At 49.5% G+C, this 13,517-nt stretch carries 13 protein-coding genes; 2 read left to right on the top strand and 11 right to left on the bottom strand.

The genetic code is table 11. The features are described 5' to 3' along the window. Positions 1 to 326: 326 nt before the first annotated feature. From ABEW34_RS19855 to ABEW34_RS19875, 5 genes are all read right to left on the bottom strand, one after another. The gene (locus tag ABEW34_RS19855) at positions 327 to 1,961 is read right to left on the bottom strand and encodes an amino acid permease (RefSeq protein WP_430161078.1); all 1,635 of its coding nucleotides are present in this window, start codon (positions 1,959 to 1,961) and stop codon (positions 327 to 329) included. 121 nt (positions 1,962 to 2,082) lie between these two features. Continuing rightward, entirely contained in the window at positions 2,083 to 2,676 is a 594-nt protein-coding gene (locus ABEW34_RS19860; RefSeq protein ID WP_430161080.1) for a response regulator, read from the bottom strand. Positions 2,677 to 2,709: 33 nt separating this feature from the next. Beyond that, a complete protein-coding gene (locus ABEW34_RS19865; RefSeq protein ID WP_430161081.1) occupies positions 2,710 to 3,321 on the bottom strand; it encodes a DUF3298 and DUF4163 domain-containing protein in 612 nt (203 codons plus the stop codon). A 16-nt stretch (positions 3,322 to 3,337) separates the two neighbouring features. After that, entirely contained in the window at positions 3,338 to 3,853 is a 516-nt protein-coding gene (locus tag ABEW34_RS19870) for a GNAT family N-acetyltransferase (RefSeq protein ID WP_430161082.1), read from the bottom strand. Further along, entirely contained in the window at positions 3,850 to 4,575 is a 726-nt protein-coding gene (locus ABEW34_RS19875) for a phosphonate ABC transporter ATP-binding protein (protein ID WP_430161084.1), read from the bottom strand. The genes ABEW34_RS19870 and ABEW34_RS19875 overlap by 4 nt, the downstream gene beginning before the upstream one ends. A 381-nt stretch (positions 4,576 to 4,956) precedes the next feature. Between ABEW34_RS19875 and ABEW34_RS19880 the strand changes: the two genes are divergently transcribed. Further along, positions 4,957 to 5,181: a hypothetical protein gene (locus tag ABEW34_RS19880; RefSeq protein ID WP_056040867.1), complete on the top strand. Its 225-nt coding sequence runs from the start codon at positions 4,957 to 4,959 to the stop codon at positions 5,179 to 5,181. 153 nt (positions 5,182 to 5,334) lie between these two features. Beyond that, on the top strand, positions 5,335 to 6,069 hold the full coding sequence (locus tag ABEW34_RS19885) for an HAD family hydrolase (RefSeq protein ID WP_430161086.1): 735 nt from the start codon (positions 5,335 to 5,337) through the stop codon (positions 6,067 to 6,069). 136 nt (positions 6,070 to 6,205) lie between these two features. Here ABEW34_RS19885 and ABEW34_RS19890 read toward each other — a convergent pair whose 3' ends face one another. The 6 genes from ABEW34_RS19890 to ABEW34_RS19915 form a co-directional block, all read right to left on the bottom strand. Further along, positions 6,206 to 8,542, bottom strand: a complete 2,337-nt coding sequence (locus ABEW34_RS19890) for a DNA topoisomerase 3 (protein WP_430161088.1) — start codon at positions 8,540 to 8,542, stop codon at positions 6,206 to 6,208. 12 nt (positions 8,543 to 8,554) lie between these two features. After that, positions 8,555 to 9,754, bottom strand: a complete 1,200-nt coding sequence (locus tag ABEW34_RS19895) for a hypothetical protein (protein WP_430161090.1) — start codon at positions 9,752 to 9,754, stop codon at positions 8,555 to 8,557. Between the two features lie 146 nt (positions 9,755 to 9,900). After that, positions 9,901 to 10,065 (bottom strand): hypothetical protein, encoded by a 165-nt coding sequence (locus ABEW34_RS19900; RefSeq protein WP_430161091.1) that lies wholly within the window; start codon positions 10,063 to 10,065, stop codon positions 9,901 to 9,903. Positions 10,066 to 10,209: 144 nt separating this feature from the next. Then, entirely contained in the window at positions 10,210 to 11,697 is a 1,488-nt protein-coding gene (locus ABEW34_RS19905; RefSeq protein WP_430161093.1) for a glutamate synthase subunit beta, read from the bottom strand. Between the two features lie 277 nt (positions 11,698 to 11,974). After that, a complete protein-coding gene (locus ABEW34_RS19910) occupies positions 11,975 to 12,466 on the bottom strand; it encodes a dihydrofolate reductase (RefSeq protein ID WP_430161095.1) in 492 nt (163 codons plus the stop codon). A gap of 16 nt (positions 12,467 to 12,482) precedes the next feature. Next, positions 12,483 to 13,448 (bottom strand): thymidylate synthase, encoded by a 966-nt coding sequence (locus tag ABEW34_RS19915; RefSeq protein WP_430161097.1) that lies wholly within the window; start codon positions 13,446 to 13,448, stop codon positions 12,483 to 12,485. Positions 13,449 to 13,517 lie beyond the last annotated feature (69 nt).

Consider the following 13,517-nt stretch of genomic DNA (forward strand, 5'->3'; position numbering starts at 1 on the left):
GGGCAGAAGTTGGCAAAAAAGCGGAAATCAGCCGCGGACATTCGCTATTTCCCCGTAACTGAACCGCCCTTTTACAGGCAAGCTTCGACACATTTTGTAACAGGCTGATGCTGGATTTTCGCTTTCTTGCGCCTTCATTTTGCCATATCTAGTTTTCCTTGATTTTGCTCCCTCCATCTGTTGTAGCTTGGAAGGATATCCTATGTTTTAAGCTTTATTAGGCAATCGTTAGCCTGCTGTCGAAATCATTTTAAACATGTTGGATTGTGCGCTTCCCCGGGAAATAGGCGGATCATTTCCACCTCTCTATTTCCCATAATGGCTCCTCATTCCGTCAGTTCGAATTTTCGCTCAATTCTAATAATTTCCCCGTGAGGTTTATTCAGGCGGCTTTGCAGCGTCTCCAGATGACGTCTCCTGTATCGAAAATCCAGCACTGCGGATACAAGCAGCACCGCACCCGCACCCAGAATACCTTCCTTGCCAAGCACGCTGGCCGCCAGCACAACGCTGAGCAGCAGCCAGACCAGTGCTGACATATTCACCGTGCGGCTCCACCTTCCAAGATGCCAAGGCGCATCCATGAGCAGCTTGTGCTTCTTCCCTGCGCGCAGTGCTAATGCTATCGGGATTGCATACGCCGTGTAAAGGCAAATTAGTGTAAAGCTAGGGACAGCAGCTGTGAGCAGCCGCTCTGGAAGGAACACACAAGAGGCTGCAAGGATAGTGAAAAACAAAGCGGCTGCTAGCCAGACGCATTTCCTGGGAGATTGAGTTGCAGGGTGAACGCCTGCCAGCTGCTTGCTGAAGGGCAGCGCCTTATCGCGCGTCAGGCTGTACAATAATCGGGAGCAAGCGATCAGCACGCTGCTGCTGCTTGAGTAGAGAATCACGACTAGGAGCAGGGTCACCAACGGTGAATGGCTTATAGCTTGCAGCAAACTGCCTGCAAACCACTCGCTCCCGCCAGCCGGTATGCCTCCATTTGAGAAGCCAGGCCACACAAGTGTCAGCACAGCCAACAGCACAAAGCCGATAATAAACGTGTAGGCCGTCGACAAATAGATCGCCCATGGCACGCGAATGCGGGGATCGGATGTCTCCTCGGCACCTTGGGCAGCGCTGTCCATGCCGAGAAACAGCTTTTGCAGCAGCAGAAAGCCCGCTATCATCCCTAAAGCGGATTGGCCTTTCCCCTCCCCACTGCGGGCAGTAAGCGTAAATAACAGCTCAGGTGCATAAGCACCCGGCCAATACAGCGCCATTAAAATGCCGATTGCAGCGATTGCAGCGATAAGCTGCAGCCATAGTCCGCTTCGCAGCAGAACAGCCAGCAGACGGACGCCCCGGCTGTGCAAAGCAGCTTGCGTAACCACCATTGCCAAGGCAATGATTGCTTTCGTCCAGATTGCAGGCATATAACCGAGCCAGCCTGCAAGCATGCCATCCAGCAACGAGGCGCACAGCAGATTGGTCAGCAGCAGAAGCCCCATATAGCCAGCCATGTGAAACCAGCCCGCATGCCAGCCCCATACACGCCCTCCTAATGCCGAGGACCAATGATAGACGCCCCCGGCGGTCGGAATAGCAGAGGACAATTCGGCCAGCGATGCACTTACCATTAAGGCAAACAACGCGGCAAGCGGAATGCCTATGCCGACGACAATTGGCCCGCCCTGCTGCAGGGCAGGCGCCAGAAACAACAAAGCTGCTGCACACAGCCCCATCGTGTTGAAGGAAAGCCCAAATGAAGCTGCCGCTCCAAATTTGCGTCTGAGCTGCTGGGCAAGGCCAAACAAATTCAAATCATGCTTATCCTGCTGCATTTGAATATAGGTGGCATAAGCCGTCATACTCTGATGGCTCGACGATTTGATACTTTGCTGCGCCTTGACAGCTCCGGCTAATGCAGCAGCACATACAGCGAAAAATAAAGCCAGCCCAATTACGAGCGCAATCATTCCACCACCCCCATCCTTAAGCAGTATATGTGAGGGTGGAAGGGCTCATGCCAGCAAACAAACGAAATACATCACGACATTAATATTTTATGACATTAACTATAGGGCAGAAGCAGGCACACTAAACTAGCGCGAGTACCCGATTCAGCAATTGGTCGGTGTCAAACGGTTTTTCTATCCACTCGGTAATGCCAAGCTCAGCCGCTGCCTCTATTTTTTCAGGCTCCCCGTAAGCAGTAATAAGCAATACCTTAACATTCGCATCGCTTTTGCGAATCGCGCACAGCACGTCCAAACCGTCCATATCAGGCAGCATAAAATCCAGCAAAATGCAGTCCGCTCCATATCGCTCGAATTGCTCAAGCGCAATCAGCCCATCTGCAGCTTCATAGACGGTAAATCCCGCCTTCTGAAACAGCTCTGCCAGCATGAGCCGAATGAGCGGCTGGTCGTCAACAATCAGCAGCTTCTTTCCCTCCGCTAGCTTTGCTGCATCCGCACTGCCAGCCAAAGCTTGGTGCGCCTGTTTGCTGCGACCATCCTCCAGCTTGCCGGGAACGTTTTTTTTCACTGGGCTGAGCTGCAAGCTTGAAGACTGTCGCCGAATGGGGGGCGCCGAAAAGCGCGGCCCCTTGTCCTTTTTCACATACTGCAAATAAACAACGAAAGCGATCGTCGTGACAAATACAGCGCATAATAAAATGATATAAATCATGCTGTCTTCTCTCCTGCTGCAAAGTTGCACATATCAATAATTGACGACCATTGGTCCGAGCGGGCCATTTTCATTAATCATATCCTCAATGTCATAGACGGAGATGGGGAAATACGGAAAACCAAATGCATAAGGCGTCAGCTCATACAGGGCAAAATAAAGCACCAGCGTCCGGTCCGCCACATAATAGTCCTGATCCGGCCTTATCGCTTTGAATGGCGACAGCGTGCTAATATCTCGCGACCTGATTTGAGCGGTGACCAGCGCGGACAGCTTGACGATATAATTGCTGCCAGGCTTAAACAGCTCAGAAAGCGCGTAAGAACGTCCCGTTGTCAGCTTGAAGGTAAGTGACTGCTGCAGTGTCAGTCCATGCGCTCCACCCGTATAGGCGTAGTTGAACAAAGACAGGCTGAGCACATCCTTCTGGTTGTTTTTGAGCTCAAAATATCCTTGCATCTCCGCATGCGGGTCTTCAAGCGTGCCCTGCTCAGCTATGAGATGCTGCGCTGCTGAGTGAATGATCCCATTGATTTGACTATCTGCTGCCTCATTGGATCCCCCGCTAATATGAGGCAGCCACAGCTCGGCCTTTGGAAACGTACTGCGGACAGACTGAACGATTACAGGAGATTGAAACGCCATATCGGGCTACACCTGCCTATTCGCTAGAATGCTCCATTGTATGCAGATTACGCCTCATCTCATGCCACTCAATTCCTCCATGTGTGGAAGAAGCCTTGCCTACGTATGTAAATTTCGCCTGCTCATAAAAGGAAATCAAATGCGGCTCGCACATTAAAATAATCGCTTTAAGCCTCCCATTTTCGCATGCTTGGATCAGCTTGTCCAGCAGTTTTGCAGCAATTCCCCTGCGCCTGAATGCCGGATCTACTGCAATAGTCAGTATGCAAAAGTTGTCTCCCGCGTATTCGCCTTGGTGGCTCCCCTTCATCTCGTCACCGCAGCTTTCCTGCTCCGTCCGAATTCCATTGGCGATGCCAAGCAACTCGCCGTCATCCGACCAGGCGGACCAGAAATACGAGGGATACTTCTGAAAACGGTACTGGAATCCCGCTCCCGTCGCCGCGGCCTCAGGAGAGTAACAGCGCTGCTCAAGCTCCAGCGCCTGTGAAAGCTCATGCTGCTGAATCAATCTCAGCTTCACTTCGTTCATAGCTGCATTTTCTCCCGTTCGGTTAAGCGCCTGCCTCTAATGTCTAGAACAAGCTTGCCATTATTGAGACCAATAATGCGGTCCGCAAACCGTTCGGCATAATCGCCTTGATGAAGCACGGCAATAACCGTAACGCGCTGCTCTGTGCATAACCGTTTTAAATCGGCGAGCACCTGATCGGCCGTATGCGGGTCAAGTCCGGATACCGGCTCGTCCGCCAAAATGATTTTTGCGCCGTGCACGAGCGCGCGGGCAACGGCGATACGCTGGCGCTCTCCCCCGCTCATCTTCTCTGCCTTCAGATGTGCTTTATCGAGAAGACCCAGCTTCTCTATCGTATCCATAGCGCCCATATAATCGTCGCCGCGCACCATGCCGGTCCATCGCCGCCAAGCGGGTGTTTGGGTCACTGATCCGATAATTACATTTTTGAGTCCAGTCTTACTCGGATACAGCACAGGCTTCTCTTCCAAATAAGCGACCTCGCGGCGAACTTTAAATCTGCCGGTCAGCCCTTGCTTTAAAACATCCGTTCCATTGAGCTTGTAACTTCCCCGCGTCCATTTTTCCTGCAGCGCCAAGCATTTAAGCAGCATCGACTTCCCGCTTCCGCTCGCTCCCTTAATGGCGATAAACTCGCCATCCTCCACATCCAAATGTATATCGTCGAGCACTTTCGGCCCGCCTGGAATAACCTTCGTCAAATTCGAAATTCTTATCATTTTCCGCGCCCCTTTGTTTCACGCATCATATTTTCAGCATTTTGTATAATTCGATTCGGGTCGCTCCCGGGTGCAATATTTAGAGCGATAAGACCGCTTCACTCTTAATATTGTACATTGAAAGTCGCTCAGGGTATTTATGCAAAATGCTCATTTATATAAATCTAGTTTACGGGAAACAAAAAACAGTTTCCACGCGAACAAATGTTTGGTATAATAAAAACAGCAAGCGTAAACGGCTGAAGCCCTCCTTTGGTGGCAAAGCTGCCGTTTCGCGATGAAATATAAGAGTTTATATGTGAACAACTTATAAATTCTTATATTTGAACAAGGTTCTTATTTACTATTTAATAAACATCCAATAAGGGAGGCAGGATCACCATGAAGAGCACTTGTGAAAATTTTCGTTTCGTTGAGAAAAGTTGGCCACGTCGAGATTTGACTTTTAAATTTTATTCAAACGGAGAGTTGACGATTATTGATAACAGCTCTGAGGAGGTGATCTCTCCGAATGACTTGCGGGGCGACAGTCTGGATTTCTATATCCGCCGCCGCATTGCCTTTATCAAGACAACGCTGCTTGTGTCGCAGCTTAAATATGCATGATTTTTCTGAAAATGACCAGCTAATCTAATTTCCATCCTTAATTTTCCTAATTTACTGTGGCCGAAACGGGTTTGCTGCGTTGACGTAAGGCTCCTGATACTGTAGATTGATTTCATACACAGTCTATTTTGCGCTAAAGGAGCCGTGCTTTCTATGAAGCAGCACATTATGTTTGACCTAGACGATACATTAATTCATTGTAATAAATATTTCTATTTGGTCATTAGTCAATTTGTTGATGCGATGACCACCTGGTTTGCCGGATACGAAGAAGTAACCGCGAACGCTGTACGAGATAAACAAACAGAGATCGACATTGCTGGAATTGCCGTGCTTGGTTTTAAAAGCGAGCATTTCCCTCAATCTTTCGTTGACAGCTATGTTTATTTCTCCGATGTAACCGGACGGAAGCGCTCCGCTGTAGAACAAGATTTTCTATGGAAGCTTGGGCTAAGTGTGTATGAGCATGATACAGAGCCTTATCCGAATATGGAAGAGACGCTGTATTCTTTAGCTAATCAAGGCCATGAGCTGCATTTGTACACAGGGGGCGAGCAGCTCATTCAATCCCGCAAAATTAATCAATTAAATTTAAGCAAATATTTTAATAACCGAATCTATATTCGCCAACACAAAACGAATGAAGCACTCGAGGACATTTTAGCCGAAACCTCGTTGGATCGCGCACGCACATGGATGATTGGCAATTCCATTCGCACGGATGTTGTTCCCGCCTTGACTGCCGGCATCCATGCCATTCATATGCGCAAGGATACCGAATGGCAGTATAATGTTGTCAATATTGAAGTTCAGCCTAAAGGCGCCTTTTTCACTTTGAATGATTTAGTGGAAGTGCCGGAAGCTATCTACGGTTATATTAACCGCTAGCTGAACAAACACAGTATTCAACTAGAATAAGCCGCCCTACCAGCATACTCGTTGGTTTGGCGGCTTATTTTGTTGTGATTTTCGTATGCGCTTATTCACTTTGAACAACCTCAAGCAGGTTACGACAGCCTGCTAATTAGTCAGCAGGCCGAATCGTTAGCGTCCCTTTGTTACGGTCGGTCAATACAAGCCTGCCCTTCATGCTGCTCCCATCGGACTGCTTAAAGGCGAGCTGGCTCGTTGCGCCCTTCTCCAGCAGCGAATGGAGCATCGGCAGCGTAATCTTCTTCCCCTGCTGTTCCTTCCAAATCACAAAAGAACAGCCCTCGCGAAAGCTGCTGCAGCCGTAACCGCGCTTGCCTTCAATCACACTGCCGTTGCAGCCCTGCCTCGGGCAGGCAGCGAGCGGCCCTCTTGGAGCCGCAGACGCTGCTGCTTGCTTGGGCGGCTTCACTGCTTCACTACCCGCAGCTGACCGTGCGGAGCTTCTGCTCTTGCCCACTCCGGCAGGCGACTTCGCCCCTGCTTTCGCTTCTGATGAGCGTGAGCTGCTTGTACGGCTGCCGCTTTTCGTCGAGCCTGCTGCCTTCTTCCCTTTCGCAGAAGTGTCCTCGAACGTTCCAGGTGCGGCAGGACGCTGCTGACGAACCTTATCGACGATGACGGCTGCAAATTGCTTAACTTGTTCAATAAAACGATCATCCGAAGCTTCGCCTTTAGAAATTTGGTGCAGACGCTGCTCCCAGCGTCCCGTCATTTCTGGCGAAGCAAGCAGCTCAACACCGGCGTTTCGGATGAGCTCAATCGCAGCTAGCCCTTTCGACGTAATATCCAGCTTCTTTCCTGCAAGCTGGATATAGCCGACGTGCTTCAGCCGCTCGATCGTCGCTGCCCGTGTCGCCGGTGTGCCAAGACCGGTATCCTTCATCGCTTCCCGCAGCTCATCATCCTCCATCGACTTCCCTGCGCCTTCCATAGCTTTCAGCAGCGTTCCCTCTGTGAAGGACTTGGGCGGCTGCGTCATTTTTTCCATCGCCTCTACGCTGCTGCAATGCACTGCCCCATGCGGGTTGAGCTTAAAGGGCTGATCGGTTACCATTTCCTCATCATCGGCTTCCTTGTCATCCTTGTTTTTGCCGCGCTTAGCAGGCTTGGCCGCTGTGGAATCCTGCTGGGGCAGCACCACTTTCCACCCGGGCTCCAGTTGTTCCTTCGCTTTCGTGCGGAAGGTTTCGCCTTCGACGACCGTTAGCACCGTGTGGTTTTTATATACCGCGGGCGGGTAATAGTGCGACAGAAAACGTCTGACAATCATGTCGTAGACGTTTTGCTCCTCCTGGCTGAGACCAGAAGCACGCTTCGGTGTAGGCATAATGGCATGGTGATCCTCGACTTTGGACGGATTGCAAACCGCTTTATTCCCTTTGTGAACACGAGAGCGGTCTGCTCCTTTCGCAAGCTCGCCATAGCCGCTAGTGCCTTGAAGCATCGTTAATACGTTACCCATGACTGGAATGTTCTCCTCGGTTACATAGTTGGAGTTCGTCCGCGGGTACGTAATCACCTTATGCTTCTCGTAGAGCGCTTGGGCGATATCCAGTGTCTTCTTAGCCGAATAGCCGTGCTTGCCATTGGCTTCCCGCTGCAATAGCGTCAAGTCATAGAGCCTGTACGGGTACTCCTTGCTTTCCGCCACCTGGTAATCTTCCACTTTCGCAGGCTTATTTGCCGTTTTTGCAGCCAACGCCTCCGCCCTCGCTTTATCGGTCAGTCGCTCCCCCTGCCAAATGCCAGAATAGCCGAATCCGGACTGGTCAAATGCCGCTTTAACGACAAAATAAGTCTCCGACTGAAAAGCCGTAATTTCCTTATGGCGATCATATAGCAGCGCCAAAACTGGCGTTTGCACACGACCGACAGAAAGCAAGGCTTTATGACGAATCGTAAAAGCGCGAGAAGCATTCATGCCGATCAGCCAATCGGCTTCACTGCGGGCACGTGCCGCTTTCGTCAGCGGTTCATATTCATCATCACTGCGCAGCGTATCAAAACCGCGGCGAATCGTCTCCGCCGTCAAATCCGATATCCATAATCGGTCCGTAGGCTGCGCCAGCTTTAAATATTGCCTGATAAGGTGAAAAATAAGCTGGCCTTCGCGCCCGGCATCGCATGCGTTAACAAGTCTGCCGCATCGCTTGGCAAGCTCGCCTATCGTCTTTAGCTGATCCTTCGTTCGAGGATTCGGCCACAGCTTGAACACCTGTGGAATGATCGGCAAGTCCTGATCATTCCACCGTTTGTAGCGTGCATCGTATTGGTCAGGCTCGGCGAGTGATACCAAATGCCCAATCGCCCATGTAATAATATAGCGGTCGCCTTCCAAATACGTCCGGCGATTAGCTGCCTTTGGCTCAAGCACGGCAGCAATCGTCCTGCCCATATCCGGTTTCTCCGCAATAATTAATGTCTTCAACAAATCGCCTCTTTACTTCTTGCTTGATGTTTCCACATATTGCTTCATAGAAGCAAAAATCGACCGAACACCATTCGACCAGTTAGGGTCTTCCGCATATTTACGGTTAATCCATGTGAATGGGTCCATGCCTTCAGGTCGTCCCTTGCTTAAATTCACAATCGTTCGCGACGCAATTTCAGCGGAATCGCTAATCGTCGTATTATATTCTTTCCAGCTATGAAACACATTGAATGGATTATTCGCAATTTCCTTCGCCTGTTTGTTCGTGGTTGGTACAAAAGCCTGCTCCTGCCCAGTTATAGCAAATAGCAAGAGCGGATGGATATCAAATGATTTTGCTTGGGCAATAATCGCATCTAAATAAGGCTGCCTGGCAAGTATCGACGATTTGCCTTTCAAATACTGCGTCAGCCTCTTCTTATCAATTTCTACATACCGCAGCTCTTGCGGCAAGCCATCCAGCTCAACAATGTTCACTGGTTCAATAGGAGCATGAAGGACCAGCTCCGGCTGTCCCCCTCTTAACATACGCGTTAAAGACTCTCCATACAGCAGCGAGACGCTCACAAGCAGCAAGCTGAGTAATCCGTACACGATGGCGTGATTGCGCCGTTTGCGAGGAACTGGCGCGTTCTGAGGCACTGCGAGCGGCAATGGCAGGGGGATGACATCCGCCAAGCCGTGGGCGCCAGCCGCCCCGGCTGCAAGCGGCTCTTTGGCCAGCGGCTCATCGCCGGCTGGCTGCAGCTCATTTTTCAACTGAAGCCAGCTCTCGTTCACCGACAAACTTGCATTTGGCAAAAAATCTGCGCTCGTGTCCATTCGCTTGGCAGAACTGCGCAGCTTGTCCATCGCCAGCCGATAGCGCTCAATCTCGACAACGCTTTGCAGTTGCTTCTCCACCCACGCGTGCATCAGCTGCTCGATCTCCTGCTCACGCTCGTCTAGCAGCAGGCAGGCTGCAAAAATATCATCTGCACGTACAGGGCGCTTCTGTTCCAGCACCGCAGTGCGAATAAGCTGCGCCGTCACCTGACGCTTAATCGACTCGTCAAACGACGGAAGCTGCTTATGTATAATGCGGTTCACCGCATCGGCAATCATTTCGGTTTTCTTCTCCTGCGGCAGTGCGCCATATTTATGCTGGACATATTTTCGAATATTGCTGACATCTGCCGGGGATAACACATAAGCTTCTTCAGCATGCATGACGAATCGCTCCTTTACGTCATCTCACACTGATTTTACCACAACTTTCCTTATATTGGGGAGGGGAGCTGCCTAATTCTCAGTTGATTTTGCTCCTGCGAAATAAAAGCCGTAATTTGCTCCTTCTCAAATGCAGTAAATTGATATTAACAGTCACAGTCTTCATCCTGCGGCACAATTTGGGCAATGCTGCCCTCCGGTGTACAAATGACCAGTCCGCTAAAATCAATAAGATTGTCAGGGGCCGGCGTTGCTTCCGAAAGCTCAAAAAACAGCTCAATATCTACCCATTGATCATTGCGCCGCTCCATGCTCGCCACAATTTTATCAAACTTAAGTTCCGTAACTGTATCTAGTCCATATTAAATCATATCGCTTCATTTCCCTCCTATCGACAAGAAAAGCGCCCTAGGGCGCTTCTCATAAGCTGCTATTCAATTCATCATACCATTAATTTAGGGAAGCAAGGAAGATCCCATCAGGAACTTATCCACTTCACGAGCCGCTTCGCGACCTTCGTTAATCGCCCATACAACCAAGCTTTGACCACGACGCATATCGCCAGCTGCGAATATTTTCTCAGCATTCGTCGTATATTTGCCATAAGGAGCCTTTACATTCGTACGACGGTCCTGCTCTAGGCCAAAAGCATCAATCAGCGTGTTTTCTGGGCCTTCAAAACCAACCGCGATAAACACGAGATCAGCCGGCCATACTTGCTCGGAGCCTTCGATTTCTGTATAAATTCGGCGTCCCGTTTCCGGATCAACTGTACGCTCGATTTGTACAGTGTGAAGCTCGGTAAGCTTGCCATTCTCGCCAACAAATTTTTTCGTCAGAACCGAGAAGGCACGCGGGTCTTCTCCGAACAGCGCTTTTGCCTCTTCATGCGCATAATCCAGCGTGTAGACGTTCGGGAACTGCGGCCAAGGGTTGCTAATGTTATCGCGTACTAGTGGAGCCTTAGCATGAGTACCGAATTGCGTAATCGATTTACAGCCATGACGAAGCGCTGTTGCCACGCAGTCCGTCCCCGTATCGCCACCGCCGATAACAATGACATTTTTGTCTTTCGCAGAAATGTAGTTGCCATCTTCCAGATTGGAGTCCAGATAGCTCTTAATCGTGCCGTTCAAATAATCCATCGCCATATGAACGCCTTCAAGCTCATGTCCTTCAATATCTACCGGGCGCGCTTTCGTAGCGCCGCCGCACAATACGATTGCATCAAACTGGCCTTGCAGCTCATCAGCCGATACATCTTTACCGATCTCTGTGTTTACAACGAATTCTATGCCTTCCTCCGCCATCAAGTCTACACGACGCTGAACAACCTTCTTGTCAAGCTTGACTGTAGGAATACCATAGGTGAGAAGTCCGCCGATGCGGTCCGCACGCTCGTACACCGTTACAAGATGTCCCGCTTTGTTAAGCTGCGCTGCGCAAGCCAGACCCGCTGGGCCCGAACCGACAACCGCTACACGTTTGCCTGTACGGATCTTCGGAGGCTGTGGAACAACCCAGCCTTCATCAAAGCCACGGTCAATAATCGCTTGCTCGATCGTCTTAATCGTAACCGCATCACCAATCAAACCAACCGTACAGGAGCCTTCACATGGGGCCGGGCAAATCCGCCCTGTAAATTCCGGGAAATTGTTCGTTTTGTGCAAACGATCCAGCGCCTCACGCCATAAACCGCGGTAAATCAAATTGTTCCACTCTGGAATGAGATTGTTAATCGGACAACCCGACGTTGAGCCAGCAAGCTCCATACCAGAATGACAGTAAGGCGTTCCACAGTCCATGCAGCGCGCACCTTGCGTACGAAGCTGTTCATCGGACAAATGCTTATGAAATTCTTCCCAATCTTTAATCCGCTCAATCGGATCGCGATCGGCTGGGAGTTCTCGTTGATATTCCATAAAACCAGTAGGTGTAGACATGATCGCTTTTCCTCCATCCGTTATTCCCGTCAACCGTTGTAAGGCTTCTCTAAACAAACTATATCGGGAACTCAGCAATTATTCAATAACAAACATTTTCAATTTTTCGCGAGGCATTTTACAAAATCCTAACACTCTTACCCTGCTAACGTTAATGGATTATCCGTACAATCATTTGCACTTTATAACATAATGTTCGTACGTTCTATGCAGGAGAGCATAAAAAAATGAGCATAAGATGTCACATTTGTCCTTTATACCCCCGCGAAAAACCGATTCAACGATTTATACGTTTAAAAGTTTGCCATGTAAAATCATGCAAATTGCGTTCATCCTTGCGATGAGGAATAGCTTCCACTAGCTCCCAATCCGCTTCATTGAACATAGGAAAAAAAGCGTCGCCCCCCGCTACTTCCGCATCAACAGCTGTCAGGTAAAGCTTGTCTGCAATCGGCAGAAACTGCGTATAAATTTCCGTTCCACCAATAACCATAAGCTCTTCCTCGCCGAAACGCGACAGGGCCTCCTCAATCGAATGGACGGTCTCACAGCCTTCTGAGGCAAAATCAGACTGCCTAGTTAAGACGACGTTATGGCGGTCCTTCAGCGGCTTAGGTAGCGATTCAAACGTTTTACGGCCCATTAAAACAGTTTTGCCAAGCGTGTGCTTCGTGAACAGCGCCATCTCTGCTGGAAGCCGCCACGGCAGCTTATTGCCGATCCCAATCGTTCTGTTGCGGTCCATCGCTGCTATTAATGTAATCGACATCGTTTGTCCATCCCTTCTATACGGCTACAGGCGCTTTGATTGCAGCATGAGGCTGGTAGTTTTCCAGTACAATATCATCCACTTCTACATCAAATAATGAGCTCACATCTGGATTAATCCGTACTTGCGGAAGCGCGCGAGGTTCCCGGGCAAGCTGCGTCTTAATCTGCTCCATATGATTGGAATAAATATGCGCGTCCCCAAGCGTATGCACAAATTGTCCAGGCTGCAAGCCACATTCATGGGCAATAAGCAGCGTAAGCAAGGCATAGCTGGCAATATTAAAAGGAATTCCGAGAAATATATCTCCACTGCGCTGGTACAGCTGGCAAGAAAGCTTGCCTTCTGATACGTAAAATTGAAACATCGTATGACAAGGCGGTAGAGCCATATTTCTAGGAACGTCCTCTGGATTCCACGCGGAGACAATCATTCTCCGGGAATCGGGATTCGTCTTAATCGTATGAATAACATCCTTCAATTGATCAATGGATTCGCCTTGCGAGGTTTTCCAGTCACGCCATTGCTTTCCATATACATTGCCTAGCTCGCCGTACTTTTCTGCAAAAGCGTCATCCTGCAAAATTTGCTGCTTGAACAGCTCCATTTGCTCCAAATAAAGCACATTAAAAGCTTCATCGCTTTGCGAACGCAGGCCAAAGCCGGTCATGTCTGGACCTGTATAATCAGAGCTCTCTATCCACTTCTTAAAGGCCCATTCATTCCATATATTATTGTTGTGCTGGAGCAGGTACCGAATATTCGTATCGCCTTTAATAAACCATAACAGCTCGCTGACAACCAGCTTAAACGGTACACGCTTCGTCGTAATGAGCGGAAAGCCTTCGTTTAAGTCGAAACGCATCTGGTAGCCAAACGTGGAAATCGTGCCCGTTCCGGTACGATCCTCCTTGACCGTTCCGCGTTCCAGAACGCTGCGCAGCAGCTGCAAGTATTCGTTCTCACTAGTATGAACACTCATTCCCTTACAACTCCTATTTTGGACATATAGATTTGTATTATATCATTATAGTCAATTATTTAAAATAGT

Source organism: Paenibacillus algorifonticola, assembly GCF_050481745.1.
In the GTDB taxonomy this organism is placed as follows: domain Bacteria; phylum Bacillota; class Bacilli; order Paenibacillales; family Paenibacillaceae; genus Pristimantibacillus; species Pristimantibacillus algorifonticola_A.